Source organism: Ktedonospora formicarum (assembly GCF_016587355.1).
GTDB classification, from domain to species: Bacteria; Chloroflexota; Ktedonobacteria; order Ktedonobacterales; family Ktedonobacteraceae; genus Ktedonobacter; species Ktedonobacter formicarum.
Window position 1 is genome coordinate 1,125,081 of the sequence record NZ_BNJF01000002.1, and the last position, 25,878, is coordinate 1,150,958.

Below are 25,878 nucleotides of genomic sequence, written 5' to 3' on the forward strand. Positions count from 1 at the left end.
TAGCCTCTTTTGTGGAGAGCAAAACCGTTCATGCTCTGTGAACTCTGCAAAGCGCATGCTGCGAGGTCCGCAATTATGCTACAATACGCATGTGTTTATCAGGAAAGGAGCGAAACAAGGATGGTTCAACTGGTTCCGTTGAGCGAGGAGCAATATCAGAGCTATTTAGATAAAGCTGTCAAGGGTTATGCTGAAGACCATATCAAAGGTGGTCGATGGACCGCCGAGAACGCGTTAGAGAACTCACGCAAGGAGTTTGAGAACTATTTGCCTCAAGGAGTCGAGACGCCGAATAATTATCTCTTCTCGATCTACGATGAACAGAGTGGCGAGCATGCTGGAATCCTCTGGTTCGCACGTGTTGAGCGCGAAGCTGAGCCTATGGCCTTTGTCTACGATGTAGAAATCTTTGAGCCATATCGCAGACGTGGTTATGGTTCACGGGCCTTTGAGCTTATGGAAGAGAAAGTGCGTGACCTGGACCTTCACTCGATAGTCCTGCATGTCTTTGGTCATAACCATGGCGCGATCAAAATGTACGAGAAGCTAGGTTACCTTCCCACGAATATCCAGATGCGCAAGAAACTCGACTGAGCGCGAGTCCATACATACGGGGTAGTAAGCCATACATAGAGGTGAGCTACCTCATTTCCATTTTGGGAGAGCACACGTGTGCGCAATTTGGACTGCTGTTATCTTGACATATACGCAATTTACCATGCATAATAGAAGCATGTCTATGCACACGTGTGCGCAATTGGAGTGAAGGAGAACGCTGATGATTACCAGTGAGCAGGTCGCTCGGCTGGCGGGTGTCTCGCGAACCACGGTTTCGCGTGTGCTCAATGGTACGGGTCGTATCAGCGAAGAGGTAAGGCAGCGGGTATTGGAGGCAGCAGCTACCCTGGGGTATGAGCCGAACGTAGTCGCGCAGAGTATGGTACGTCAGCGTTCGCGGACGATTGTGCTTGGCATGTTTCATGTAGAGGAGGGTCTCTCTTTCTCACGCCTGGGAGAGACCAAGCACTACTTCTATCTGGATGTGTTGAAGTACATCGAAGCGGAGGCGGCGGAAGCCGATTACGATTTGCTACAGCCATCGCGTCCTCAGGACATGACGCCGGAAGGGTATGTTCGCTCGCTTCGGACGCGCAATGTCGCGGGCGCGATCCTTCTTGCTCTGAGTTCGGCTGATGCGCGTATTCCGGCGCTGGTCCAGGCGGACCTGCCAACTGTCTTCATAGACGCGGTAGGGCAGGGGCGTTTCGCTACCTATATAAAGAGCGATAACGGAAACGGCGCACGTCAGGTAACGGAGCATTTGCTTTCGCTAGGGCATCGGCGTATCGCCTTTCTTACTGGCTCATTGAGCAATATGTTCGGAATGGAGCGTATTCTGGGAGCGCAGCAGGCCTTCACCAGCGCGGGTTACAGCCTTGACCCTGACTTAATACGTCAGTCTGGCTGGAACACGGAACAGGCGTATGAAGCTGCATGTCAGCTTTTAAATGAGCGGCGCGATTTCACGGCTATCGTCGCTGGAAGCGACCTGATGGCGATGGGAATTTTACGCGCCTTGCGTGAACAAGGCTTATGTGTCCCCAAAGATGTGTCACTCACAGGGTTTGATGATGTGGGTCTTGCCCGCTACACCGAACCAGGATTGACGACAGTGCGTCAGGATAAAGAGGCGATGGGGCGGCAGGCTATACAACTTCTTTTGCGCATGATAGAGGGTGAGGAGTACATTCCGCCTGTCACTCTGCCAACTCGGCTTGTGGTACGGCAGTCAACAGGTCCAGCACCCATTGCATAGAAAGTTCGTTGGGTACAACAGTGGGTAGACGGAGTGAGCTAAAGAGGGCTGTGTGGGCTCAAGTCTTCTGAATGCTGTTGTAAAAACATGGGGATTGTATGTTTACCGCCGCCGGGGGCGGCTTTCAAGACCTTACCAGAGAAGGAGAAGGCATCTGTATGTCTAAGGCTACACCGAAGATTACATTTATTGGCGCGGGCAGCACCGTCTTTGCGCGCCAACTGATTACAGATATTTTGCATATCGAGGGCCTCGATGAGGGGACGATTGCGCTTGTCGATATTGATGCAGCTCGTCTGGAACTGGCGCACCAGATCGCAGCCAAGCTGGTAGAAATAAGTGGCAAGCGATGGAATGTCGAAAGCTCGACGGATCGCCGCAAGGTGCTGACTGGAAGCGACTTCCTGGTAAACACAATCGAGGTCGCCGGTCTGGCAAATGTGCGCCACGACTTCGATATTCCCATGAAGTATGGTATTAATCAGTGCATTGGTGACACCATCGGACCCGGTGGTATCTTCAAGGCCTTGCGCACTGGTCCTGCGTGGCTTGATATCCTGCATGACGCGGAAGAGCTGTGCCCCGAGGCATGGGTGCTCAACTATACCAACCCAATGTCGATTCTGACTCTGGTTGCTTCCAAGGGAACAACAATGCGTACAGTGGGCCTCTGCCATAGCGTCCAGGGTTCGTCCAAGCAGCTCGCTAGTTACCTGGGGGTTGAGTATGATGAGCTTGAGTGGAAGTGCGCAGGCATCAACCACAATGCCTGGTTTACTGAGCTGAGTTATCAGGGGCAGAACGCCTATCCACTGCTGCTGGAACGCATTCAGGACAGCGAAATCTATGAGAAGGATCCGGTCCGTTTTGAAATGATGCGCTACTTTGGCGCGTTTGTCACTGAGAGTAGCGGTCACTTCTCTGAATATGTTCCCTATTTCCGCAAGCGGCCAGAGTTGATTGAGCGTTATTGCCGTGCTGGCTACCTGGGTGAGACAGGCTTCTATGCTAACAACTGGCCCGAGTGGCGGCGTAAGAACGAAGGCACCATTCAGGCTATGCTCGATGGTAGTGCTGAGATCCCTTTCAACCGCAGCCATGAGTATGGGTCCTATATTGTCGAGGGTATTACGCTGAATCGTCGCCAAGTTATCTACGGCAATGTGCGCAACACTGGCCTGATCGATAACCTGTTGGATGGTTGCGTCGAGGTAGCCTGCCTTGTGGACCGCAATGGAGTCCAGCCGACGCATTTTGGTCCCCTGCCGGAGCAGCTTGCAGCCCTGAATCGCAGCCATATGGCAGTGCATACGCTAATGAGTGAGGCCCTGCTGGAGCGCAATAAGGAGGCGGCACGCTACGCGCTGATGCTTGATCCTCTGAGTGCTGCCGTATGCTCACCTGCCGAGTTGAGCGATCTCTTCGATGAGATGTGGGAGGCCCAGCGAGAGTTCCTGCAACCCTTCGAGAAGTAAATAGAGGTGTAGGCATAGAGTGTCCCATCAAGATTTGGGGCGCTATTACGGAAAAGAAACCTCCTAGAGAGACTGAAATTTGTTATGTCAGTCTTCTCTACAGGAGGTTTTTCTATGTGGTTGCAGTATGATCTTTCCCTGGCAGAAATGCAAGATCAGCCCTCGAAGGAAGCTTTTCAATATCCTGTCGAGTTATTGATGTATTTTCTGGAAGTGTCTGATCTCCTGCTCGCCACGATGTTAGAAGCGCACAGGAAGCTTTTCCAGAGCGAATGTGATGATGCTCGGTCGCCAGGTGAGCTCTTCCTCTGGGACGGCGAGGCGAATCTCTGGCAAGCGCTGCAAGATAGTGTGCAAGCCAATAACTCCTTCCAGGCGAGCCAGTGGCGCGCCTAGGCAGTAGTGCATGCCTAGACCAAAGCCCACATGTCTCTGAAGATCAGAGCGCTGAACATTGAAGGAGTTCCCATTCTGGAAACGCTCTTCGTCGCGGTTAGCGGAAGCAACACACAGGTAGACAGACTCGCCTTTTTTAATCTGTTGCCCTTTATACTCAAAATCTTCCACTGCCCAACGATCATTCAAATTGAGAAGCGGGCCCTGATAGCGAATAAATTCCTCGATTGCCGGTTTCAGTAATGCGGGATTCTGCTTCAGAAGCTCCTTTTGTTCAGGATTTTGGAAGAGCGTGAGCATTGCGCTACTGATGAGCGTGGTCGTGGTTTCATTTCCAGCCATGACGAGCAGGAGTGTCATGCCAATGAGTTCCTGACGAGAAAGGCGATCACCCTCTACATCGGTACTCACCAGTTTGCTCAAGAGATCATCCGAAGGATTGGCGCGTTTGGCTTCAATCAATTCAAATAGATATTGTTGGAACTCAGCCATATCACCAATAATGGCCTGAGCTGCTGCAGGGTTCCCCAGTGAGTCCACATAACTATTTGACCAGTCGCGGAATTTCTCTCTGTCTTCGACCGGGATGCCCAACATTTCTGAAATAACGATCATTGGCAGGGGGAATGCCACCTCACGAATGAGATCAATTTCACCATGCTCTGGGAGTTGATTAATGATCTCATCGATGATGTTTTGAATACGGCCCTGCCAGGTCTCGATATAGCGAGGGGTGAAGGAGTGGCTCACCAGATTGCGAAGACGCGAGTGCGTTTTCGGATCATTGGAGAACACCATACTATGTAGGAGTCCTTCAGAAACCTCTCCAAAAGGGAAGACCGCCTGGATAACTTCGGGTGGGTAGACGTCGCGTATGTCGATGGATAGACGTGGATCTTTGATGAGAGTTTCAACGTCCTCGTAGCGAGTAACTAGCCAACCTGTTCGGTCGCCAGGGAGAGAAATTTTTGCGACGGGATTCTGTCGTCGCATGTTGGCAAGAATCTCATAGGGGTTCTTTTTGAATGCAGGAGATGTAAAATCAATCTGCGGCTCTGTTGTTGCCATAAGAGACTCCATTCTCTATATAATTTAGGCAGGTACCGCTCTGCCTAGATTTATTATACTCTATTCTTTCCTTCTTTGTATATTTGATAGGTAACTTGTTTACAGTATGCAAAACAGGCCTATCAAGAATTTATAAAATTCGGGTTAAGCCTGTTTTGCATACTCTTTTATTCAGGTGTAACAAGTATCTTTTCTCTCGCGTGTTCTTCATCTTGCGATGCCTTGCCATCGCTCAGGCGGATGCTGAGTCCGAAAAGTAGGAGAGAGAGCAAGAGTACTCCAGACCCAAGCAGGCCCAATTGTGTGACGGGAACGATGTGTAAGGCGAGACCACCTAGCCCGGCACCTGCAGCAATGCCCAGGTATAATGTTGAATTGTTAAGGGCCAGGATGACATTCGCATGTTCAGGTGCGAGATGTAACATGCGGTATTGTTGTGGAATGAAGGTTATCGACGTCAACAAAGCCCAGATAAAGATGGATATGATGCTACCAATCAAGGTAGTGGTCGCCAGAGCGAGGAAAGATTGGACAACAATCAGAGCGATCAAGAAGAATACCAGGGGACGATTTGATCCGAGGCGGTCAACAATGCGTCCCGCCAGCAAGTTACCACAGATCATTCCCACTCCAAACGCCATCAAGAGTCCACTCACATCCTTAATATGCACGGTAGCTTGAAGTAGGGGCGCGATGTAGGTATAGACCGCGAATGTCCCTAGATTCCATAGTAGAGCCGGGAGTAGGGCTAGTACCAGCCGTGGTTGTGTGATAGGAGCCAGGCGAGCGCCAAGGGATAGGCGTATGGGTGCGGCTGTAGAGGGGAGACGGAAGATCAGAAGCGCGATAAGGGCTATCCCAGCTAGAAGCGCGACCAGTCCGAAGGACATGCGCCAGCCGATATGCTCACCAATCCAGGTTCCTAACGGAGAACCTATTACTGTGGCTACTTTTGTGCCAATGACGACTAGAGAGAGAGCCTGCCCCCGTTTTTCTGGTGGAGCCATCGAGGTTGCAATAGTATAAGCGAGTGGGGCGTAGGATGCGGCGAAGCAGCCAGTCAGGACACGCGATAGCATCAGTAAGGGAAAAGTTGGCGCGATGGCAGATCCTATATTAGCAAAACAGAAGAACCCCAGTGCAAGCAAGAGCACGCGATTAGGCGACCATCGACTAGTAAGCGCAGCCAGGAGCGGCGCACCCAGACCATAGGTCAGGGAGAAAGCTGTGACGAGCTGTCCGGCTAGCGACTCTGTTACCTTGACTTCTCCAGCAATAGTAGGCAGCACCCCTGCGACCACAAAGGCGTCGGTTCCCAGTGCGAACATGCCCAGAGCCAGGAGGAGGATACGAGGATTGAGGCCTTTTAAGGGTTCATTACGCGTGGGCGCTTGAGAGCTTGCAATGGATGACATGCAGGAAAGATATGCCTTCTTCGCTCAAGTGTAATGATATTTGTTACACTGATGGCTAAAAGCCATAGACATGACTGAGTATACTAATGTTCTCCCTTGATCACTGCTCTGGTACATGCTAACTGTATTCTAGTGGCTCATCCTGAGCTTCGTCGAGCTAGGATAGATAGTGGAGCGTCGCATGAAGACTTGCTTTATATTGTAAAGATTAAAAAGCAAAGGGGAGCCTCAATTGAAGCGCATTAAATCGAAGTTGATGCTTGTTCCTCTATAAGGACATTATATGTAGATGACCCTGCAAGGCTATCACGCAGAATATCGGCAATAGTCGTATTTGCCAGTTCCTGCTCCAACGTGTGTTGGACATTCGCGTAAACGCCTTTCAGTACCGAACTAATACCATTCCCGACCTGACAATGAGGATTGGGAGGAGTATGGTGCATTGCGAACACCGAGCCCGGCTTGACCGCATGATAAACGTCGAGAAGTGTAATCTCCTCTGGTTGGCGCGCGAGCTTCCAGCCAGCATTGCAGCCCCGCTGAACGCGGACAAGATGCTGTTTTTCCATCATTCCTAATAGTTCACGTAAGATTACAGGGTTAGTGTTGACGCTGTCAGCAATCTCCTGTGATGTGCAGAAGTCATACTGCTCTCCATACTTTTGCAATCTGTGCGCTATTACCACCAGAGCATGAGATGCTATGGTTAATCGACTATTGGCACCCATGATAATTTCTCGCTTTGAGAGACCAATATCTCTCTTCAGTAATGTAATGAATATGGTTACAATGATATATGATAACTATAGTTGTAACTCGTGACTTTGTCAAGTCAAAGCCAAAGAGAAACAGGCATCTCTCAAACTGGCTTTCCCAGACACAGAGGTTCTTAATTACCCCAACATTAAAGCTCAGATCCTTATCTTTAATAAATTTTTAGGCTCATCTTTATTCATATTTAACTATTTGTTAATAAAGCAGAGATATTTTAGTAATAGATTTCCATACAGAGAGGAGTACGCAGCAGGATTGACACAGAATTCTCATTTAACTAGAACGGATTTGACTCTGGCTGAGCCTGAGCAACTGGAGATGGCTCAACAAGTTAAAGAGCGACAAGCCTCTTCTCAGATGAGAAGGAGAGAGCTAGTGACGCGCTGGCGCGAGTTGGGTTTGGCCCTACTCTTTCTCCTGCCAGCTCTAGCAATTTTTTTTATATTTACCTATTACCCATTCGGGCGAGCGCTCTGGCTGAGTTTGAACATCTCCAATGAGCTTGGCGAACCAGTGAAATTTATAGGCCTGCGCTACTATCAACAGATCTTAGATTTCAGCAAGCCAGATAACGACTATCTGCGTAGCCTCCTGACGAGCTGTGAGTTTGTCCTGTTGGTAGTAGTTCTTCAGATACTCTGCGGACTGGGGCTAGCATCGCTGGCGCTGGCGAAGGTACGTGGTATTGGCATCTTTCGCCTTATCTTTACAATCAGTATCGCAGTGTCGCTGGCAAGTTCCAGTGTCATCTGGGCTTTGATCTTTGATCCCTCGACCAACATCATGACTTGGCTGGTAGATTTGTTGAATTTGCCTCAACCTGGCTTGTTGACCAACGCCGAAACGGCGCTTATTTCGATAGCGGTCATGTCAATCTGGTCGGGCCTGGGTTTTACCTTCGTCATCACATTGGCGGGGATGCAGGCTATTCCTGGTGAGCTCTACGAGAGTGCCTCCCTGGATGGTGCGGGGAGCTGGCGTAAGTTCTGGCATATCACTTTGCCCCTGCTGACGCCTATCTTGCTCTTCCTGTTGGTTGTCAATACCATCGAGACATTCCAAGCCTTTACCCAGTTTAACGTCTTGATGAATGGTCCGGGACCGGATAGCTCAACCAATGTCTTTACCTATGCCATATATCAGTCATTCTGGATCGACCATCGTTATGGATTTGCCTCTGCGATGTCTGTAGTTCTGTTTATCATTCTGCTCATCTTGAGCGTGATCCAATTTACATTCCTAGGAAAGCGAGTGCATTACCGATGAGTAGTGTAGTTCATCAGCCAGCGCATGGTGCGGCGCGGCACGTGAGTACCTTCTTTACCTATCTTTTGCTGGTACTGACCTCGCTGATTTTGCTCTTTCCATTAATTTTCGCACTCTCTATCGCCTTGCAGGGTGATACAATCTCGCCCAGCTTCATCCCTAATCTGGGGCAACTGGATTTTAGCGTCTTCGGCGCGGTTCTGGTGCAACAGCCAGACCTGTTACGCTGGGTGCTCAATTCTTTTGTGGTCTCGATTCTGGTGACGTTGGGGGTAATGATTACATCATCGCTGGCGGCATATGCCTTTGCTTACCTCAACTTCTGGTTGAAGTCGGTCTTTTTTCTGATAGCCTTGGGAACCATGATGATCCCCTTTGAGGCGACTATCGTACCTAACTTCCTGTTGATCTCTCATCTAGGTTGGACAGATAGCTATCAAGGTCTGGTGGTGCCTTTCCTGGCTAGTGCCTTTGGTATCTTCCTCTTGCGCCAGTACTTTCTGACGCTGCCTCCTGAGTTGCGGGAGGCCGCCAAACTGGATGGTTGTGGACACCTGCGCTACTTATGGAGCTTTCTGATTCCGCTGGCTCGCCCAGCTCTCTCGACGCTGGGTCTCTATACCTTTCTTTCGACCTGGAATCAGTTCTACTGGCCGCTGCTGGTCACGAACGCGTCTCAATGGCGTACGACACAGATTGGTATCACGATCTTTCATAACAGCGAAGTTCAGGTGCTCAATACGCAGATGGCTGCGACTCTGATTATCCTGATTCCAACTCTGATACCCTTAATTCTTGGCCATCGCCAACTCGTTCGTGGGCTGACGGCTGGCATTATTAAATAAATTTTTTCAACCCTATTTGGAGGAACCCTTTTCATGCGGCTACGCAAACTCTATCTACCGTTCTTGCTCTTGCTTGCCCTGCTTATCGTGGGATGTGGCGGCAGCACAAACAACAGCACTTCGACTACAAACACGGCTGCGACGACACCAGCACCAACCTCGGCCGTTACTATGGTGCCACAGAAGCCCGGAACCACGAAGATTACCTTCTGGTATGGTCTGGGTGGTGTCAATGGCGATGTTGTTCGTAAGCTTGTGAATAAATATAACGAGAGCCAGAATAAATATTATATTGAGCCTGTCTTCCAGGCTTCATATGATGATACTCTCAGTAAGTTTAATGCCTCATTGAGCGGTAATCAGCTTCCAAATGTTGTGCAAATCTATGACATTGGTACGCAGCGTATGATCGATACCAAGCAGATCATCCCTGTGCAAGATCTGATTCAGCGCGACAACTTGCAGAGCCTCGTCGATGACCTGGAGCCTGCCATTCGCAGCTACTACACCATCAATGGTAAGCTCTATTCGATGCCCTTCAACTCCTCAACGATGGTTATGTACTACGACAAGAACGCCTTCAAAGAGGCGGGCTTGCCTACCGACCAGAAGCTCTGGACATATGACCAGTTGCTAAGTGCGGCCAAGAAGCTGACAAAGAAAGATTCTAGCGGTAAGGTCTCACGCGCGGGCGTCGGCCTCTATGATTATTCCTGGTTCTTTGAGCAAGAGTTGGCTGCGCACAATACTCTGGCCGCTACGCCTAATAATGGTCGCACACAGCGCGCGGCTAGCTTTGCCTTCAACAACAATATCGGTGTACAGTGGCTGGAGTGGCAGAAGCAACTTCTTGATAGCGGTTCCGCCAAGTACTTTGGTACCAATGGCGCGCCTGCTACCTCCGCTTTCCTGAATGGTCAGACAGCAGTTACCTTTGAGTCGATTGCCTCGCTGCGCAATATCCTGAATACCAACGAGAAGACCGGTAACAAGCTTGACGTTGGTGTAGCTTATGTCCCTCGCATCGCTGGTCAGACCGATGGTCGCACTGCCATTGGTGGCGCGTCGCTCTGGTTGACCAACAAAGGTACGAAGGATCAGCAGGAAGGCGGCTGGGACTTCATTAAGTACACCGCACAGCCTGAGAATCAGGCTTACTGGTCCGCAAACACAGGTTATATGCCAACTCGCCTCTCCGCTTACAATCAGCAGGAGATGAAGGATACGTTGAATAAGTATCCTCAATTCAAGGTTGGTGTTGATCAGATTCGCTCTGGCTCGGCCAACTACGACAATGCTGGCTGCGTCGCTGGCAACATGATTTCCGTACGCAACTACATTCAGCAGGCCACAGATGATTACCTTACGGGTCACAACAATAGCGCCAAGAGCGCCCTTGACTCGGCGGTTCAGAAGGCCAACGATTCTCTTGATGAGTATAACGCGGCGAATCAGTAGCGGGTATATCCTAGATAAAAGTGAGAGCGACTTTGCTGGTGGAATGCTGGCGATGTCGCTCTCACTCTTTTTTGCCCCTCAGGTGGCGCGAAGTATCAAATTTACTGGATGTTGTAGAGATTGGCAAAAAAGGTTACACTTAGTGATCCAGATATATTGATAGGCGTAGATATTCATAACATAGCAAAAGAAGAGATTTGCCTCCTGGTATAAGCGTAATAGAAAGAGGTTGTGGGCGTAATATGTCGCGAAGGTCGCGCTTCTGGCTGTATTGCCTGGCTCTACTCTGTGTTTTATCTGGTTGCGCATCCTCTTCCTCTATCCGTCAGGTGAGTACACCAGATGTGGCTTCGTTGGGTAGCAAGACACCTACTGTGCCTCGGTCTGGCGCGGATCTGAATATCGCGACGGCCCGCCTTCAGATTCCGCGTATCGGGGTGGATGCGCCTATCGAGCCGGTTGGTTTTGCTGGCTCAAACCTGGATGTGCCACGCCGTAACCGGTGGACCGGCGTGGGATGGTTCAATCGAGGACCACTCCCGGGACAGCGGGGAAGCGCGGTCATCGATGGGCATCTTGATAGACCTGGTGGCGTTCCGGCGGTCTTCTGGAACTTGCACCAGTTGCGGGTTGGAGATAGCGTGATGGTTTCCGACAACGAGGGACATCGCCTGCGTTTCCATGTTATTAAGGTAGATCAATATAGCCCTCAACGTGCTCCGTTGCAAGCAATTTTCGCGGATACCAGTGGCAAATTCCTTAATCTTATCACTTGTGAAGGAAGCTGGGATTCTGTAGCGCAGCAAACTATCCTGCGGCGTGTTGTGTATACCAGTTTGGATTAGCCCTGGTTCTGAGCGCTTCGCCTGCCCCTAATGGCTTGGGCCAGGTGAGACGCTCCAAATTCCATATTCCCCCATACATTGCCCACCCTCGTCGATCTGGCAGTACGAGCCTACAAGATTACCATCCTGGCGCAGGGAACCCTGAAAGAAAAGAGGATGGTCTGCGCGCGGAATGGTGACTGTGAGGAGGATGTGCCGTGAGATGTCGAGCGCGCCAGTGAATGAGCCTTTCTCCTGCTCCTTGAGGACTATGCCCTTAATCTCTCCACCTTGCTGTTGGATGGCCGTCATCTGTAGGCTACCTGTCTTGTTTGTTTGCAGATTGGAAATGGTGCCATCATATGTTGGAGCGAGTTGGGGATAGAGTGATACCTGGGTAGCGGTTGGTATGGAGTGTTGTGGTGTCGTAGGTGTCGCACCCATTTTGGCGGCGGAATGCCCATTGTACTGAAAATATATCCCGCTCCCCACTGCCACAAGCGCGACTAGCAGTAAGATGCTAAACATGGCTACGTTTCGCCCCAGGCTGGAAAGTTGTCGCTGGCGGTTTATCTTTGCGAATGTTGGGACTAGCACAACGGATGGAGTACGCGATCCCCCAAGGGCTGCCTTCTGTAGGGCTTGCCAGAATTGCTCAATGGAATCATAGCGTTGTGTCCCATCCAGCTCAAGCGCGCGGTGTATAACCTGAGCTACCTGTGGGGAGAGGGATGGAACGAGTTCTATAAGTGGCTGCAAGGGATCGGCTTTTTTGGTTGCGAGTTGGGTAACGCGTTGAAAGGCATCGATGGGAACAGTGCCAGAGAGGAGAGTGTAGCAGGTTGCAGCCAGTCCATAGATATCAGTTCGTCGATCTGATCCCTCCGTACTATACTGCTCAGGTGCGCCGTAACCAGGCGTGCAGCGGCGAATAGCGGTAGTTGTGGCGTCGGGATGATAGGCTTTGGCGATCCCAAAATCAACGAGTACTGCCGTCTTTCCCTGTTTAGGGACAATTATATTGGCAGGTTTGATATCCCGATGAATGATAGGGGTTGTCCGCGTGTGGAGGTAGGTCAGCGCGTCAGCGACGGGAGTAAGCATTGTGAGCGTCTCACGCAGAGGAAAGTTCCGGTTGGTTTGCTGTTTACGTAGTACTTCCAGATTAGGGCCATCAATATATTCCATGAGCATATATGAACGCTCGCCCTCTTCGAATTGCTTGTAGACAGAAGGGAGCGCCGGGTGGTCGAGCCTCATAAGGAGCTCGGCCTCGAATTTAAAGCGTGCTTGCTCTGCTGGTTCCTGGTCGAGCAGTTCTTTGAGCGCGAAGTGTTGCCGCTCGCCCTCACGGTCTTTAACGAGGTAGACGGTGCTGAATCCACCTCGTCCAAGAACTTCCTCGACGTCATAGCGTTCCTTAAAGATCTTCGGGTGGAGTCTTACAACCCTGTACTCATCCATAAGTATTCCCTCTTTATGTGGCGCTTACTCCCTGGCACCGTAATTTAGTAGATAACTAAGACCGTTGATAGAGCCAGCCCGCGTCTTGCTTGCGTATCTTGACACAAACAATACTACCATAACCATTATAATGCGTCGTGAGCTGCGAATGCGCGTGGAAAATGCATCCCCAGCCAATGATGCTCCGCGAAGGTGCATCGTGAATATAGAATCCCTGAATCTAACTGCTAAAAGAGGAATACAGTCTCCTGAGACTGCTTGAATATAGACGAGTATTTGATGCTACAGAGCAAAATTGGCAATGTTGGAAGAATTGTCTGCCAAAAGAGATCCAGAAATGTTTATATTGCGTATCAATGTGTGTGACCTGTCTTCAGGTTTTCGTGAACGCTGCCGGGGAATGCACACTGGCTTGTATTGATGGTTGTTCGTCAGGAACAAAGCCGGAGAAGGTGGCGTTTGCGAAAGCCATGACTCATTTATCTGGTGCCAGGGGAAGCGCTATAGCATAATGAGGAGAAAAATCTAACTCTTATGAGAATGCTACCGATCCTTCTAATGACTTTGCGAACGGGAGTTGTGCTATTCTGCGTTATGGCAATCATGTTTGCCAGCGCGCCAATGGCGCGGGCGGCAACCCAACCAACAGCTATGGTTCGCGTTGTTCATGCCTCTCCTGATGTGGGAATTGTGGATGTCTTCGTTGATGGCAAGGAGTTATTGCGTAGTTTCCAGTTCGCGACAGTCACTGAGTATTTGCCGCTTCCAGCAGGAACACATAGTGTTGAACTCGCTCTGCTGGGTAAGGGCGTGGGCGCCTCGATAGTCACCGAGAACATCGAGGTCAAGGATGGAGCAGCCTATACCATCGTGGGGCTTGGAACAAAAAGCTCTGGCTTCTCATTTACCGTCTTTCAGGACGACAATACCGCGCCTAAGACCGGGTCCAAGGTTCGTGCCTATCATCTGGCACCGGGGACTGGCTCAGCTCAGGTGAAGGTGAGCAGGAGCTCGACTACCATTTCGGGGTTGAACTATAAGCAAGCCAGTAATTATATTACTGTGGGAGCAGGGGAGAGGACCTTTACCCTGTACGCAGGCCCAAAAAATGTCGAGCTTCCGCTTACAATAACGCTCAAGGACTGGAATGTAGCCAGTATCTTTGCCATTGGCGAGCAAGAGGGAACGCCCAAACTCCAGCTCATTAGCGCGCAAGTCATGGGTATCCCTGGCCTGCCCGGCACAGGCAGCGATCCATCAGCATTGGTATCAGCGCCATCCTTTCCTTCGTGGCAATGGCTAAGCCTTTCCCTTCTGGTCGCGTGTGTGCTCATCTATTTCCTGGGCAGGCTTGTCAGGCATCGCTCTCAAAGCTTCTGAACCGGTCAGGCTAATCATTGAGCATTTGCAGAGACCACCGATTTAAAAGGGTCAGAGGACGTGCTTATCTATAGAAAGATGTATGTCTAGTTTGAAAGCGCCTGTCTTGAATTTGAGAAGAGAGAAACAGTTCACCGCACATTGAGTCCTGGTGATTTGTTTCTCTCTGGCGCGATTCCTGGCTTTCATTAAAGATGGATGTTATGGGATACATAGCCGTGGCGCAAGAAGGGAAGCAATACGGGATGAACTGCCAGGAATTCGATGAGCTATCAGGAGCATACGCGCTGGGTGCGTTACCTCCAGAAGAGAGGCAGCTGGCAGAGGAGCACCTGGCTGATTGTCCTGCCTGTCGTAAACTCGCCCAAGAACTACAGGCTGTCACTCATCTGTTGCCCCTCTCAGTCAGGCCAGTTGAGCATTCGCCTTTACAGAAGGAAGTGCTCTTTGCCAGGATACGGGCGAGCGAGGCCGCTCATCACATACTCCCATCCTCGGACAGCGCCTCATCTCGTCCACGTTCTACCAATTTTTTGGCTACCTGGAGCGCCCGTACCCTGGCGAGCTTTGCTGCTCTATTGTTAATTTCGTTGGGTGTCATGGCTGCCTGGAACATTTCTTTGCAGCACCAGATTACAACTCCCTCCTCAATAACCTTTACTGTGTATGCACTAAGTGGGTCGGAAGAGCGATCAGAGATTTGTGGCGAATTGATTACAATGCCACAACAGGACGAGACGATGCTGGTGATGCATCGCCTGCCTCACCTCCAGGGAACTAATCTCTACCAGGGGTGGTTCCTGCGAGACAATAAGCCAAGTAGTATCGGTGTTCTGAGCATCCGGCAGGATGTAGCCACATTACGCATTAAGGGCGACATTCGCGGGTACGACGCAGTTGCCATTAGTCTTGAGCCGGGTCCGCAGGCTAGCCCCCATACTCCCCAGGGACGGGTTATCGCGCTTGGATTACTTAAGCGAGGGTGCGCGTTTAGATCAAGCATTCTCTATATGTCAGCGCTGATTGATATTGCTGCCCATCGAGAACGAGAGCGGATGATGAGGGGGGGATTGCATGCGATTCTTTAAGCAAAGAAGGGCCGTGACATCAGAGGCTAGCCTCTCACCTCAAATGATGAATGATCTGAGTGATGAGGGATTAATAAGCGCGACGGCCAATGGAAGCATTGTGGCTCTGGAGGCCATCTATGACCGTTATCACCAGTTGCTCTATTCACTTGCGTACCGTATGGTGGCGGACCATCAGCTTGCTGAGGACATGCTTCAGGAGGCTTTTGTTGCGGTCTGGCAGCACGCGATTACTTATGCGCCAAAGGCTGGCTCAGTCAAGACATGGCTTTGCTCTATCATCCACCATCGTGCCATTGACTATATCCGCAAAGCCAATCGTCGCTCGGCTCTTAATTCCACAACTCTCGATGCGATAGAGCAGGAAGCGCAAATCGCCAGTCCTGATGCCTGGGATGGGGCGTGGCGACATATTCAGGGAGAGCAAGTACGAGATGCTTTGACACGACTCCCCAAAGAGCAACGCCTGGTGATTGAGATGGCTTATTTTGGGGGATGGACCCATACAGAAATCGCGGAGGGCTGTCAGGTGCCACTGGGAACAGTCAAAGCGCGTATGCGCCTGGGTTTGCACCACCTGCGCCGTCTCCTCGCGGATAAGGGAATGGATGACTTTTCATAACGAAATAAAATCCGTCAAGAAGCCTTAGGAAGGACAATACTCGCCAGTACATTACGCACTGGCGAGTATTGTATCGCCTCTCTCGTGTCCGCCTGGAATTGCTGGAATAGTGTTGTTCCAGGACGGACGATGCAGGGATTACTCACACTTTGAAGAGGATGAGCAGGCCAAAGAGGACAATACCGCCGCCTGAAAGGCGATTGATCCAGAGCAGCCAGGTAGTGGTCAGGCGCTCACGTAACAAACTGACGCCACTGACAAGCACTAACCACCAGCAGAGTGAACCGAGAAAGATACTGAGCGTGACACCAAGCGCGGGCACAGTCCCAGAGGTGTTTCCCAGACCGACGCTGGCGAAGATGAGCGCGAAGGAAATGATGGTCATAGGATTGGTGAGTGTGAGTACCAGTGTAGTGCCATAGGCATGGGGCAAATCACGTACCGTAACGGTGCGTGCAGCCTTCTGAGCGGGTGGAGTGAGCGCCGTCCTACAGCCCAGGTAGATCAGGAAGATTCCACCTACGAGGTGTACCCACCAGTTCTGACTGATGAGCACGTTTGAGATGGCGGTAAGCCCGAAGGCCGAGACACTGGCATAAAGACCATCTGCGCTGGCGATACCTAGCCCGGAGATCAGACCATAGAGGTAGCCGCGTGTGAGCGTTCTCTGAATACAGAGCAAGCTCATTGGACCGACGGCGGCGGCAATCGATATACCGATGATGAAGGTGCGGAAGAAAAGCTCAACGTTCATATCCTGGTTTCCTTTCAGGTGGTTGCGAGGAAAAGAGCATACAAAAACGCCAGGCCCTTGTTCAAAGGTCTGGCGTTCGTTCTTACCTGCTCTTGCCCGCGCGGGCCATGTGTTTGCTACGGCGTGTAGAGTATCGGCGACATGCTTAAAGAACCAGACCTGAGATGGCACTGGCTCTGCTGCTGGCTATATAAGTTGGCTCTAAGATTCCGGTAGCCGGGCATGTCGTTCCTCAATTAAGATATGTTACATTATTGTGCTTGAGTATAGCATAAGTCATATCTGAACGTAAAGTCTTCTATAAGATGCTCATGAAAAATAAACTTTCCTATGAGTGCTACGATGATTGCCTGGTTCCTTCTCAGTATTTTATATTGATTTATGCTATTCTAAATGTAGAAACCTGTACAATATCAGAATTATAGGGTATACTTGAATTGTACATATTATAGAGTATAAGCGGGGAGATGTGATGAGGTTGTAGGGAGGTTAACAATGCTCAGTCTAAGCGATCCCATAGTTGCGACCTGCTTCGAGGCTGCCGGGGCAAACTACTGGCGTTGCAAACAAACGGGCTGTTATATTGGTGGAAGCATACTCAATTTCTACTGTCAATTTGGTGGGCTGGGGATGAGTGGTCTGACACATTTGGGCCTACCGATAACTAATGTGTATACCCCTCGCACTGGTTACCCAGGCTCATATCAATGGTTTCAACGTGGAATCTTAGCCTATGATCCCTTGCGCCAGTTTGATCAACCACCGGGTAGCGGCGATGTCTACTTTATGCGCCTTCCTAATCCTCCTCGGCAGAGTTCGGGGCCTATCCCTATGCCACCCCAGGCACCTGCTCCTCCTAATCCTCCACAAGTGCCTACCCCTGCACCACCGCAACCGACACCCACTCCTCCACAGGGGCCAACCTCTGGAACGGGAAATCATTTCTACGCGGGGCAGTGTACCTTCTGGGCAGCGGAACGCTTCCATCAGCTCTTTGGAGTCTGGGTACCCTGGTTGGGGAATGCCTGGGAGTGGGCCGGTCAGGCTCAGAGTGCTGGATGGGTCGTCTCGCCCACCCCTACGGCTGGCTCTATCATGGTGCTTCAACCAAATGTACAGGGGGCTGGGAGCCTGGGACACGTGGCGATTGTCGAGACTATCGTCTCCTCAATGGTTGTCTCTACAAGCAATTATAGCTGGTATGCGAATGGTGGTGGTTGGGGCGTCCTCTCCTACTGGAACTTTCAGTATCCTGCGAATGGTATGGTCTTTCTCTCGTTAAGTTGACAGGGCCGGTACAGGAGAGGCTCTCATAAGCGATTGGGGGGGCTCTCCTGTGTCATGATTTCAGATAAGCGCTAAGTCTGGTAAGACGTGATGGATTCGGTAGCGTATGGCTTGCCGCTATCGTGAATGATGCGGATATATTCATCGACATCAAAGGGAACGTGGCGGAAGGTGACTCCGAAGCGTTCACCCTGGCTCTCTAATGTGGCGTAATCGGACCAGGGATCGGCGTGGAAGCGCTCTTGAGTCTGACGCCAGTTATAGGCAAAGCCTACGCTACCAGGATTAAAATACCAGATCGCTCCCAGGCGGCGTATCTGCTGGGTATGGGTGTGTCCCCCTGTATATAACGTAGCGTTAAAACCATTGAGAAGCTGTTCGACGGTATCTTCTGGCGTATTGGGTAAAATGATGTCATCGAACGAGTGGGGTGAACCATGAAAGCAGAGCAACTTCTTTCCAGCCTCCAATGGCATTTCTATGGTTGGTTGAAAGCTCTGAATAAAGACTCTATCCTCAGTGGAGAGTTGAGCAAGTTGCCATTCGCGAACCGCAAGTTGTTGAGGGCTGACCTGCTCGTTCTGTGAGGTTTCCAGCCCTGCGAGTAACCAGGCATCGGCGTTGCCCATGACTATCGGGCAGGCGAGTTCGCGTAAGCGCGCAACCGTTTGCGTGGGCTGTGCTCCTCCCTGAATGGCGTCTCCCAGGCATACGACTTGTTCGATACCTTGCTCGCGAATATCAGCGAGCACCTGATCAAGGGCAAAGCAATTACCGTGGATATCCGAGATGACTGCTATCTTCATGTACTACATACCTTCCTGGCAAGAGAAAACATATTGTATTCCAATTGTACTGGATGGATCGGAAGGGTACGTAAGTTTAAAGCTTGTCTCCTACATAATAGTGATTATTCCAGCGAGGGTCGCTGAGGTCGCTCTGACGCTGGTAGCGAATATCGGTTGAGAGACGCATACGACCCAGAGGATCACGATTCTCTGTTGAGCCGTGGATCATATAGGGGCTATGCACAACCATATCGCCAGCCTCATAGTCGGCCAGGAGCCAGCGCCCCCCAATCTTTGTGGCGAGAGCCGCCAGATCTTTGCCTACCCAGCCCCCTTCGGTCATGTTTTTGTTATAGGCGCTGATACGCTCTTCATAGGAGAGACTAGCATTGAGTTTGGAAAACTCGGCCTCCATTTGCCTGCCAAGCGTATCGGAGTGCTCCAGGTAGACCAGCCCACCCATTTCTACAGGAATATCGCCAAGAGGAATCCAACTGCTATAGACATGATCTGTGCCTGCTCGCAGATAGATCAGATCGTAATGACCGGGTGTGCAATGGATGTCGCCGGGACGGGTATAGCGTATGATTTTGCGTTTAAGCAGTTGGATGTCGCCTCCGAGAAAGGATTCATAGAAGCGAACAATCTGGGGAGAATAGCAAAATGCCTCGTACTCGGGCCAACGAACGGCCTCCATCCAGATGCGATGTACCTGTTCTCGATCTACCTCTTGTCCCGAGTCAAGGCCCTCAACTGGATCGCTTTCTTCTGCTAGTAGGCCAGTCGAGCGGAAGGCCTCGAAGAAGCGGCTCCGAAAGGCCATCACGGCTTCACGATCAAGAATACCTTTGAGCCAGAGATAACCATGCTCTTGATAGCGCTTATGGAGTTGCGCCAGAGGTGCCGCTGGTTTGGTTGGCTCTAGCCAGCCTGTATCTTGCTGTGTGGCGGCTATGGGGTAGCCATTGCTTATCAATGGGAAATCAAGTGTGCGCGCGTTCTTGATCATCATGAAAGCTCCTTTTGTGCTATCGTCGCCTGGGCATCTTCTCTGAAGCCCGCTTCCGCCTTCTCACCCTACTTGATAACCATTCTTCTTTATATTGAGGCTTTGTGCATTCTCATAATATTTGGGGGAATACGTTTACTAAAAAGTGTACCAGAAAGGCGAGCTCAATGCCAGGGAAAATGAGCACCTTCGCCGTATTTGAGTGGAGAGGGGTGTCTTCTATGTACTGGAACTGGCTACCGCGTTGGATGAGATAGGTCATACGAAGATGAGGAGAATGCAGTGGCTAGTTCTTCTGCATTTTCCTCATCTTCATAGCATGAGATTTTAGATTTCAGGGAATGGAAAGGTGCCAGTTTGCTCTTCCAGGGCGGCCATAAGCGCCAGGACGATATCCTCCCGCCAGGGATGGGCCACCAGTTGGACGCCTACCGGCAGGCCAGCACTACCCATCTCGACGGTACGAGCGGCACGTTCAACACTATCCTTACCAGTATTTCTCTCGCTCTCCTCTCCTGGTTGTACGCGAGTGATGGGGGCTACCCCAGAAGGCAAACCAAGCAAGTTATAGAGAATCGCGTAACTTCCAGCATTTGTCACGTTTAGGGTGCCGCTGGTTCCATGAGTCAGCGCGGGAAGAGCGTGTGGTGGGCAGAGAATTGCGTCAAAGCCCTGTGCATCGAGTGAAGCCAGGAAGCGCTGGCGGTATTGGTTACGCTCTTCCACCAGTTTCCAGTACTGATTGACCGATAATGCCCCCCGAATGTACTGCAACGAAGACGCCATGTGAACCTGACCGTTGCTCCTGAGGAGCGCTACCAGTGGGGCGCGTATGGCCTTTGGCAGACTGCTCACACGCATATTGAAGCTGATACGACGATCACGCGGATCGTTTCCGAGGTTATTTTTATAGGTTGCAAACCCATCCGCACCAACTAACCCGACATAGATGCGAATAGCTTCCGCTACATCAGGTGGGCTCCAGGGTTCAATGATAGCTCCGCGAGCGCGCAAACTTTGTGCTGCCTCCTCTGTAGCGCGGCGCACTGCTGGAGATACCGAGAAGATACCATTATCGGTATACATGCCAATTCTTAGCCCAGAAAGTGAGACAGCGGTAGGATCAGACCAGGGAACAGGAGGAATCGTAGGATCGATATTATTCAATCCTGGGGCCGCTAGAATGTTCATTGCCAGGCGCAGATCCTCAACGCTTCGAGCAATAGGAGCGGGTTGAGCGATAATACCTTCTTGCCCAGAGACATAGGCATGGTGAGCGGTATCGAAATGTGGCAAGCGCCGAGCTGTGGGAAGTAAGCTATACAGGCCGCTGAAGTGCGCAGGTACGCGAATACTGCCACCAAAATCCCCTCCCAAACCAAGGGGAGAGCCACCGGCTGCTATTATAGCGGCCTCTCCACCGCTGCTTCCACCGGGAGTTCGGGCCAGATTCCAGGGATTATTTGTTCTCCCATAGACAGGGTTATCGGATTCATGGTACATCAGCAGTTGTGAGACATTTGTCTTTCCAAGTGGGATAGCTCCGGCCTGTCGAAGCCGTGTCACTAGGGGACCCTCTTGCTGCATTAGCCGCGTTTTCTGGCTTATGATACCAACGGTGGTTGCGGTTCCCGTCACCATGAATTGCTCCTTGAGAGTGATGGGGATGCCATGGAGTGGACCAAGAAGTGTGCCTTTCTCGCGCAGGCTATCGGCCTCGCGAGCCTGAGTGCGAGCCTGCTCAAAGAGTGGGACCACGACAGCATTCAGGCGAGGATTGACCGCTTCGATTTGGCGAATGTGTGCTTCAACAACTTCCTGCGAGGAAAGTGAACCCTCAGCAATATGGCGAGCCAGCTCCGAGGCGCTTAGACGAGTGAGAGGTGTAGTGCCATCCTTTTGCCCATGCTTCTTCTCTATCATAACCAATCATTGCCTTTCATTTATTCGTTTAACTAGCAGGTCACGTGGCAGGGGAGACCTTTTTGTAAACCCGATCTCTATTCCCAGGTGATTTTCTTAATGATGGCCTGACCATCCTGGAAGGCTTGTCCTTCGATACCCATGCTCCAGGAAACCTTAGGCGTGATTACAATGTAGGTGCCGGGACCGCGAAAACCTTCCTCAAGATCCATTATTTCGGCCTCGCCGTGAAGCTTAATCGAGCGTGGCTCAAATGGTTCGAGTGAGCGCAGATCATCAATCAGTAAGGACACCTTGCTATGTCCGGCTGCAATATTCTTGTACTTGCGAGTGCTCTTGAGGAAGTATCCCCCAATATAGAAGCGTCCATTCTCGAAGGCAAAGCCGACAGCGTCTGCGTCGGGTTGACCATTGACTGCTACAGTGGCTAGTCTTGCGAGTGGTTGTGTGCGCAGGAACGATACCTCTTGTTCTGAAAACATGTCTTTCCCCTTTTTTTCTTGTAAATTTATGTCAATACTTTTTTATAAAAGTGTTGTTGCTATGCTCAAGCTATCCTTTACGCGAGATGGCGAAGATGATGAGGCTTGCAATGAGGACCAGAGCCAGGACAATTCCCGAACCAAGCCAATCCAGTTTTAGAACCATCATGCCAACCGCCCCCAACGCGATTAGTCCTGGGATGGGTACATAAGCTCGTAGCACAGGATTAGCGATAGCCTTTCGTAGAGACGCTGGAATCTCACCTTCGGGCGCGGTCTTCGCTTCGGCATGGATTGCTTTCAGTCGAGGTCCGTTAATAACGGGACTCAGGATACCAACAAGAACGAGCAGTCCTAGCGAAAGCTCAATCCAGGCATGCTCCCATCCCCAGACCGAGAATGTCAGCACAAGGCCGCTAATGAGAATGAGCGCGGCAGAGATCGGTAAAAGAAGATCAATCACTCGTCCAAGTGTCAGCCATTCGTGGACCTGGGCAGTCAATTTCGCCGCCCTCAGGCGAGATAAGATGATCATCTCCAGGCTGATAGCGATAAACAGGCCGATAACGCCCATGATGTGCATTAACAGTGTGTAAGGATAAAGTGTCATAATATCCGTCTCCTCAATCAGTAACTATGTTTGACCTTTGTTTAATTTTTTACCTTAGGTAAGTAAAGGCCAAAATTTAATTAGGCTTGTAATATTCATGAAAATTTTCAAGATGCTGTGTTTGGGAAAAGGGATGCTGGACGTGTAGTGTCTGCTTTATGTTTCCAGGCTAGCAGCAGATCTTGGAGGGCCTGTTCGAATAATTGCATTGCTTGCTCCTGGCTGCCAATACGCCCAGCGAGTGTGAGGGTTACCAAACCGTGTCCTGTTCCCCAAAGGATATTTACCTGATCGGCAAGGTGCTCTGTTGGCCAGCCGTGAGTATCAAGCAAATCTTTAACGGTGAGGGCTACGATATTCTCAATCTGAAGGCCTTCTTTCTGAGGCTCTGAGATACTGAAAGTAACACCATCCAGGCCATACATCAGGCGGTAGAGCTCAGGGTAGCGCCAGGCGAATCCAAGATAACCGCGCGCGACAAGCAGTAGCGCTTCCTCTGGATCATGAGCTTGTTCACGAGCCAGCTTCAAATCGGCTTCCATCAGGCGGAAGCCCTCATGTACAATCTCCAAAAAGAGCATGTCTTTATTCTCAAAGTGTGCGTAAATAGCGGGATGGCTGTACTCGATGCGGTCTGCGATCTTGCGCATCGTTACATTGGTCCACCCTTCCGCGAGAGCGATATCGCGGGCAGCATTCATGATGCTTTGCTTAAGTTCCTGCTGCTCTCTTGTGCGCCTTTCTTTCCTTCCCATTCGCTCACCTTTACCTTAGTTAATTTTATTTACCTTTGGTAAGTAGAAATATACCAGCATTTTAGAGCCATGTCAAGCCTTTTTTGGAAAAGATTTTGATAACCTTAAATTCATGGCTAATTGCTAGGGGCATAGGAAGCGAAATTAATGAGAAAATGTGATAGGCTTGAGAAATGATATACTTTCCTGGGGTGGTGAGCAGGTTAAAGATATGGCGATCTCAATATTTTCTGGCTCAGAGGAAGGGCATGCTTATGATGAAGTTGAGCACGATGCTTAAGGTGGATAGCACTCTAGATAGCCAGTGGCGGAGCCATATAGCAGAGCGCATTCTAGAGCGATGGGAGCATGACCAGGGGACTGCTCGTTTTTTCAGATCGAGTGCAAATTTTGTGTATACCTTTCTCAAAGGTGGCGAGCGCTATTTTCTACGCTTTGTCGATACCAGCGAACGGACTGTGTCGACTATTGAGGTTGAGATGGCTCTTCTCAATTGGCTTGCCAACAAAGGTATGATCGTAACGACTCCTATCATGTCTATGCATGGGCGTTGGGTTGAAATGGTCGAGACTGGCAGGGGCACATTTCATGCGGTCGTGTTTACGAAACTGGAAGGTGAGCAGCTAAACTTAGAAGAGTTGAGCATTGCTCAATTTGAGGCATGGGGAGCGGCACTAGGAAAACTGCATGCAACGATGGGCCAATATCGAGAGCCGAATTTATCCAAGCGTCCTACATGGAGAGACCAACTGGATGTGGCCCAAAGCTATGTCTCTAGTGATGAGCCTAAGATACAGGCTGAACTTGATTCTATCACCTCATTATTGTCTGCTTTTCCGGTGACAGAAATGAATTATGGCCTCATTCACGGCGATTTTGAGCTTGATAACCTCTTTTGGCAGAACAACACCATCGCCATGTTGGACTTTGATGATTGCTTTTATTGCTGGCATGTTGCGGATATCGCCCTGGCTCTCAGAGATCTCTTTGAGGCTGGTGTCGATCTCAACAACCCCTCGTTCCGTGTTTTTATCCGTGGATATTCAGCACATCATGTATTGGCTGAAGAGTTGCATACTCACCTGCCAACGTTCATGAGATTCTCGAATCTTATGATGTACGCAAAGCTGGTCCGGGCAATGGACCTTGTGGAAGGTCACGACTATCCCGAATGGTGTACTTCGCTTCGGCAAAAGCTGGCACAACGGATGCAGACCTACAAAACATCTCTTCTTAAATGAGAAAGAATGTTGAGGAGGAGTGTAACAAGGGATTTTGTGAAACATATCTTTTGCCTTTCAATAGAGCATATCGATACTAAAGCGGCATGCCTGGTCCACAAATGTAACCCTGACCAGCGTTTTATACCACATCGAATACTCATAGAACACTTATTATTTAATCTTTGAGGTGGTATGAATGCTGAGGTTCGAGAGGGTATATCTCATGTTGGGTAGGAATAACGCTACAAGAGCAATGGGCGTGTTCGCCAAGCTGAACACGCCCATTGCTCTTGTAGCATTGATCTTAGACGATGAAGTTGCCACCATCAACAGTGAGATAGGACCCTGTGACAAAAGAGGCCTGATTTGATGCCAGATACGTAATAGCAGAGGCCATATCTTCTGGGCGACCATTTCTACGCAAAGGAGTCATGCTTGCCATCTGATCTTTAAACGCCTGGGGCGCTCCAGCATTGAGATCAGTCAGAATCATTCCACCACCAACCGTATTGACTCTGATGCCGTGTGGCCCTAACTCCTCCGCCATACTCTTTATCATTGCCTCTACGCTAGCCTTGGCTATAGAGACTGAGATGGCTATTCCCCCAGCGTCAGGTCTGCGGGCATGTGTGGCGCTGACGAAAATGATACTTCCTCTTTGTTGTTTGATCATGTGTGGAAGAACGGCTTGACTGGGATAGTAAGCAGCTTGCAATTGACCTCGAACAAATGTATCTAGAACATCCCAGCGACTTCCTGTGAAGGGAGCAAGAATCGCCTGCAGCTGTTCATGGGCAGGTATCTCAGAAGAAGAGTTGCTTGAAGCTGGGGCATTCAAAACCAGAGTATCGATTGGCCCGAGGGTTTCATGGATGCGTGCGACCATGCGCTCAACCTCATCCTGCTTTGCTACATCCGCCTGAAAGGCAAGTGCCTTGCCTCCCGCTTTCTCAATTGTTTCAACCACCTTCTGAGCAGCCGTGGCATTGCGGTAATAGTTGACTGCGACGGTTGCTCCTTGTTCTCCAAGTTGAATGGCAGTTGCGGCACCAATACCACGGCTGCTGCCTGTTACCAGAGCGATACGACCTTGCATCGAAGTTGTTCTCATACTCATGTGTTCATATCCTTTCGCCATCTCTTTTAAATAGCCGGC

Annotated in this window: 24 protein-coding genes; 12 read left to right on the forward strand and 12 right to left on the reverse strand. The window is 50.4% G+C overall.

Features of this window, described 5'->3' with window-relative positions; genetic code table 11:
* The first annotated feature begins 120 nt into the window (after nucleotides 1–120).
* The 3 genes from K3T82_RS23710 to melA all read left to right on the forward strand — a co-directional run bounded on the left by K3T82_RS23710 (nucleotide 121) and on the right by melA (nucleotide 3,291).
* The gene (locus tag K3T82_RS23710; RefSeq protein ID WP_220196031.1) at nucleotides 121–594 is read left to right on the forward strand and encodes a GNAT family N-acetyltransferase; all 474 of its coding nucleotides are present in this window, start codon (nucleotides 121–123) and stop codon (nucleotides 592–594) included.
* A 184-nt stretch (nucleotides 595–778) separates the two neighbouring features.
* Nucleotides 779–1,816, forward strand: coding sequence for a LacI family DNA-binding transcriptional regulator (locus tag K3T82_RS23715; protein WP_220196032.1), 1,038 nt, complete (start codon nucleotides 779–781; stop codon nucleotides 1,814–1,816).
* Between the two features lie 158 nt (nucleotides 1,817–1,974).
* Nucleotides 1,975–3,291 (forward strand): alpha-galactosidase, encoded by a 1,317-nt coding sequence (melA, locus tag K3T82_RS23720; protein ID WP_220196033.1) that lies wholly within the window; start codon nucleotides 1,975–1,977, stop codon nucleotides 3,289–3,291.
* A gap of 240 nt (nucleotides 3,292–3,531) precedes the next feature.
* Here the strand turns inward: melA and K3T82_RS23725 are convergent, their stop codons facing one another.
* The 3 genes from K3T82_RS23725 to K3T82_RS23735 form a co-directional block, all read right to left on the reverse strand.
* On the reverse strand, nucleotides 3,532–4,755 hold the full coding sequence (locus K3T82_RS23725; protein WP_220196034.1) for a cytochrome P450 family protein: 1,224 nt from the start codon (nucleotides 4,753–4,755) through the stop codon (nucleotides 3,532–3,534).
* 167 nt (nucleotides 4,756–4,922) lie between these two features.
* The gene (locus K3T82_RS23730; RefSeq protein WP_220196035.1) at nucleotides 4,923–6,170 is read right to left on the reverse strand and encodes an MFS transporter; all 1,248 of its coding nucleotides are present in this window, start codon (nucleotides 6,168–6,170) and stop codon (nucleotides 4,923–4,925) included.
* Nucleotides 6,171–6,412: 242 nt separating this feature from the next.
* Nucleotides 6,413–6,898, reverse strand: a complete 486-nt coding sequence (locus K3T82_RS23735; RefSeq protein WP_220196036.1) for an Rrf2 family transcriptional regulator — start codon at nucleotides 6,896–6,898, stop codon at nucleotides 6,413–6,415.
* Nucleotides 6,899–7,199: 301 nt separating this feature from the next.
* On the opposite strand from K3T82_RS23735, the gene K3T82_RS23740 reads away from it, so the two are divergent.
* The 4 genes from K3T82_RS23740 to K3T82_RS23755 all read left to right on the forward strand — a co-directional run bounded on the left by K3T82_RS23740 (nucleotide 7,200) and on the right by K3T82_RS23755 (nucleotide 11,358).
* Nucleotides 7,200–8,210: a carbohydrate ABC transporter permease gene (locus K3T82_RS23740; RefSeq protein WP_220196037.1), complete on the forward strand. Its 1,011-nt coding sequence runs from the start codon at nucleotides 7,200–7,202 to the stop codon at nucleotides 8,208–8,210.
* Nucleotides 8,207–9,055 carry a carbohydrate ABC transporter permease gene (locus K3T82_RS23745; RefSeq protein WP_220196038.1) on the forward strand — a complete coding sequence of 283 codons (849 nt, stop codon included), beginning with the start codon at nucleotides 8,207–8,209 and terminating at the stop codon, nucleotides 9,053–9,055. The genes K3T82_RS23740 and K3T82_RS23745 overlap by 4 nt, the downstream gene beginning before the upstream one ends.
* A gap of 33 nt (nucleotides 9,056–9,088) precedes the next feature.
* Nucleotides 9,089–10,513, forward strand: coding sequence for an ABC transporter substrate-binding protein (locus K3T82_RS23750; protein ID WP_220196039.1), 1,425 nt, complete (start codon nucleotides 9,089–9,091; stop codon nucleotides 10,511–10,513).
* A 242-nt stretch (nucleotides 10,514–10,755) separates the two neighbouring features.
* Entirely contained in the window at nucleotides 10,756–11,358 is a 603-nt protein-coding gene (locus tag K3T82_RS23755; protein WP_220196040.1) for a class F sortase, read from the forward strand.
* A gap of 27 nt (nucleotides 11,359–11,385) precedes the next feature.
* Here the strand turns inward: K3T82_RS23755 and K3T82_RS23760 are convergent, their stop codons facing one another.
* Nucleotides 11,386–12,801 (reverse strand): serine/threonine protein kinase, encoded by a 1,416-nt coding sequence (locus K3T82_RS23760; protein WP_220196041.1) that lies wholly within the window; start codon nucleotides 12,799–12,801, stop codon nucleotides 11,386–11,388.
* 534 nt (nucleotides 12,802–13,335) lie between these two features.
* On the opposite strand from K3T82_RS23760, the gene K3T82_RS23765 reads away from it, so the two are divergent.
* The 3 genes from K3T82_RS23765 (at nucleotide 13,336) to K3T82_RS23775 (ending at nucleotide 15,891) form a co-directional block, all read left to right on the forward strand.
* Nucleotides 13,336–14,181, forward strand: coding sequence for a DUF4397 domain-containing protein (locus tag K3T82_RS23765; RefSeq protein WP_220196042.1), 846 nt, complete (start codon nucleotides 13,336–13,338; stop codon nucleotides 14,179–14,181).
* Nucleotides 14,182–14,384: 203 nt separating this feature from the next.
* Entirely contained in the window at nucleotides 14,385–15,269 is an 885-nt protein-coding gene (locus K3T82_RS23770; RefSeq protein WP_220196043.1) for an anti-sigma factor, read from the forward strand.
* Nucleotides 15,270–15,282: 13 nt separating this feature from the next.
* Complete coding sequence (locus K3T82_RS23775) at nucleotides 15,283–15,891, forward strand: RNA polymerase sigma factor (RefSeq protein WP_220196044.1); 609 nt, start codon at nucleotides 15,283–15,285, stop codon at nucleotides 15,889–15,891.
* A 142-nt stretch (nucleotides 15,892–16,033) separates the two neighbouring features.
* On the opposite strand, the gene K3T82_RS23780 is transcribed toward K3T82_RS23775, so the two are convergent.
* Complete coding sequence (locus K3T82_RS23780; RefSeq protein WP_220196045.1) at nucleotides 16,034–16,645, reverse strand: LysE family translocator; 612 nt, start codon at nucleotides 16,643–16,645, stop codon at nucleotides 16,034–16,036.
* Between the two features lie 495 nt (nucleotides 16,646–17,140).
* Here K3T82_RS23780 and K3T82_RS23785 point away from each other — a divergent pair, with 495 nt between their 5' ends.
* On the forward strand, nucleotides 17,141–17,932 hold the full coding sequence (locus tag K3T82_RS23785) for a CHAP domain-containing protein (RefSeq protein WP_220196046.1): 792 nt from the start codon (nucleotides 17,141–17,143) through the stop codon (nucleotides 17,930–17,932).
* A gap of 71 nt (nucleotides 17,933–18,003) precedes the next feature.
* Here the strand turns inward: K3T82_RS23785 and K3T82_RS23790 are convergent, their stop codons facing one another.
* The 6 genes from K3T82_RS23790 to K3T82_RS23815 form a co-directional block, all read right to left on the reverse strand.
* Nucleotides 18,004–18,738 (reverse strand): metallophosphoesterase family protein, encoded by a 735-nt coding sequence (locus K3T82_RS23790; protein WP_220196047.1) that lies wholly within the window; start codon nucleotides 18,736–18,738, stop codon nucleotides 18,004–18,006.
* 76 nt (nucleotides 18,739–18,814) lie between these two features.
* Entirely contained in the window at nucleotides 18,815–19,732 is a 918-nt protein-coding gene (locus K3T82_RS23795) for a phytanoyl-CoA dioxygenase family protein (protein WP_236031467.1), read from the reverse strand.
* Between the two features lie 324 nt (nucleotides 19,733–20,056).
* Nucleotides 20,057–21,652, reverse strand: coding sequence for an amidase (locus K3T82_RS23800; protein WP_220196048.1), 1,596 nt, complete (start codon nucleotides 21,650–21,652; stop codon nucleotides 20,057–20,059).
* 77 nt (nucleotides 21,653–21,729) lie between these two features.
* Nucleotides 21,730–22,134 (reverse strand): PPOX class F420-dependent oxidoreductase, encoded by a 405-nt coding sequence (locus K3T82_RS23805; RefSeq protein WP_220196049.1) that lies wholly within the window; start codon nucleotides 22,132–22,134, stop codon nucleotides 21,730–21,732.
* Nucleotides 22,135–22,204: 70 nt separating this feature from the next.
* A complete protein-coding gene (locus K3T82_RS23810) occupies nucleotides 22,205–22,744 on the reverse strand; it encodes a hypothetical protein (protein ID WP_220196050.1) in 540 nt (179 codons plus the stop codon).
* A gap of 107 nt (nucleotides 22,745–22,851) precedes the next feature.
* Nucleotides 22,852–23,499, reverse strand: a complete 648-nt coding sequence (locus tag K3T82_RS23815) for a TetR/AcrR family transcriptional regulator (RefSeq protein ID WP_220196051.1) — start codon at nucleotides 23,497–23,499, stop codon at nucleotides 22,852–22,854.
* A 254-nt stretch (nucleotides 23,500–23,753) separates the two neighbouring features.
* Here K3T82_RS23815 and K3T82_RS23820 point away from each other — a divergent pair, with 254 nt between their 5' ends.
* A complete protein-coding gene (locus K3T82_RS23820; protein ID WP_220196052.1) occupies nucleotides 23,754–24,740 on the forward strand; it encodes a phosphotransferase enzyme family protein in 987 nt (328 codons plus the stop codon).
* Nucleotides 24,741–25,026: 286 nt separating this feature from the next.
* On the opposite strand, the gene K3T82_RS23825 is transcribed toward K3T82_RS23820, so the two are convergent.
* On the reverse strand, nucleotides 25,027–25,839 hold the full coding sequence (locus K3T82_RS23825) for an SDR family NAD(P)-dependent oxidoreductase (protein ID WP_220196053.1): 813 nt from the start codon (nucleotides 25,837–25,839) through the stop codon (nucleotides 25,027–25,029).
* Between the last annotated feature and the right edge of the window lie 39 nt (nucleotides 25,840–25,878).

Coding starts and splice junctions, on each gene's coding strand:
- K3T82_RS23710 (WP_220196031.1), top strand. CDS start 121: ATGGTTCAACTGGTTCCGTTGAGCGAGGAGCAATATCAGAGCTATTTA.
- K3T82_RS23715 (WP_220196032.1), top strand. CDS start 779: ATGATTACCAGTGAGCAGGTCGCTCGGCTGGCGGGTGTCTCGCGAACC.
- melA (WP_220196033.1), top strand. CDS start 1,975: ATGTCTAAGGCTACACCGAAGATTACATTTATTGGCGCGGGCAGCACC.
- K3T82_RS23725 (WP_220196034.1), bottom strand. CDS start 4,755: ATGGCAACAACAGAGCCGCAGATTGATTTTACATCTCCTGCATTCAAA.
- K3T82_RS23730 (WP_220196035.1), bottom strand. CDS start 6,170: ATGTCATCCATTGCAAGCTCTCAAGCGCCCACGCGTAATGAACCCTTA.
- K3T82_RS23735 (WP_220196036.1), bottom strand. CDS start 6,898: ATGGGTGCCAATAGTCGATTAACCATAGCATCTCATGCTCTGGTGGTA.
- K3T82_RS23745 (WP_220196038.1), top strand. CDS start 8,207: ATGAGTAGTGTAGTTCATCAGCCAGCGCATGGTGCGGCGCGGCACGTG.
- K3T82_RS23750 (WP_220196039.1), top strand. CDS start 9,089: ATGCGGCTACGCAAACTCTATCTACCGTTCTTGCTCTTGCTTGCCCTG.
- K3T82_RS23755 (WP_220196040.1), top strand. CDS start 10,756: ATGTCGCGAAGGTCGCGCTTCTGGCTGTATTGCCTGGCTCTACTCTGT.
- K3T82_RS23760 (WP_220196041.1), bottom strand. CDS start 12,801: ATGGATGAGTACAGGGTTGTAAGACTCCACCCGAAGATCTTTAAGGAA.
- K3T82_RS23765 (WP_220196042.1), top strand. CDS start 13,336: ATGAGAATGCTACCGATCCTTCTAATGACTTTGCGAACGGGAGTTGTG.
- K3T82_RS23770 (WP_220196043.1), top strand. CDS start 14,385: ATGGGATACATAGCCGTGGCGCAAGAAGGGAAGCAATACGGGATGAAC.
- K3T82_RS23780 (WP_220196045.1), bottom strand. CDS start 16,645: ATGAACGTTGAGCTTTTCTTCCGCACCTTCATCATCGGTATATCGATT.
- K3T82_RS23785 (WP_220196046.1), top strand. CDS start 17,141: ATGCTCAGTCTAAGCGATCCCATAGTTGCGACCTGCTTCGAGGCTGCC.
- K3T82_RS23790 (WP_220196047.1), bottom strand. CDS start 18,738: ATGAAGATAGCAGTCATCTCGGATATCCACGGTAATTGCTTTGCCCTT.
- K3T82_RS23795 (WP_236031467.1), bottom strand. CDS start 19,732: ATGATGATCAAGAACGCGCGCACACTTGATTTCCCATTGATAAGCAAT.
- K3T82_RS23800 (WP_220196048.1), bottom strand. CDS start 21,652: ATGATAGAGAAGAAGCATGGGCAAAAGGATGGCACTACACCTCTCACT.
- K3T82_RS23805 (WP_220196049.1), bottom strand. CDS start 22,134: ATGTTTTCAGAACAAGAGGTATCGTTCCTGCGCACACAACCACTCGCA.
- K3T82_RS23810 (WP_220196050.1), bottom strand. CDS start 22,744: ATGACACTTTATCCTTACACACTGTTAATGCACATCATGGGCGTTATC.
- K3T82_RS23815 (WP_220196051.1), bottom strand. CDS start 23,499: ATGGGAAGGAAAGAAAGGCGCACAAGAGAGCAGCAGGAACTTAAGCAA.
- K3T82_RS23820 (WP_220196052.1), top strand. CDS start 23,754: ATGATGAAGTTGAGCACGATGCTTAAGGTGGATAGCACTCTAGATAGC.
- K3T82_RS23825 (WP_220196053.1), bottom strand. CDS start 25,839: ATGAGTATGAGAACAACTTCGATGCAAGGTCGTATCGCTCTGGTAACA.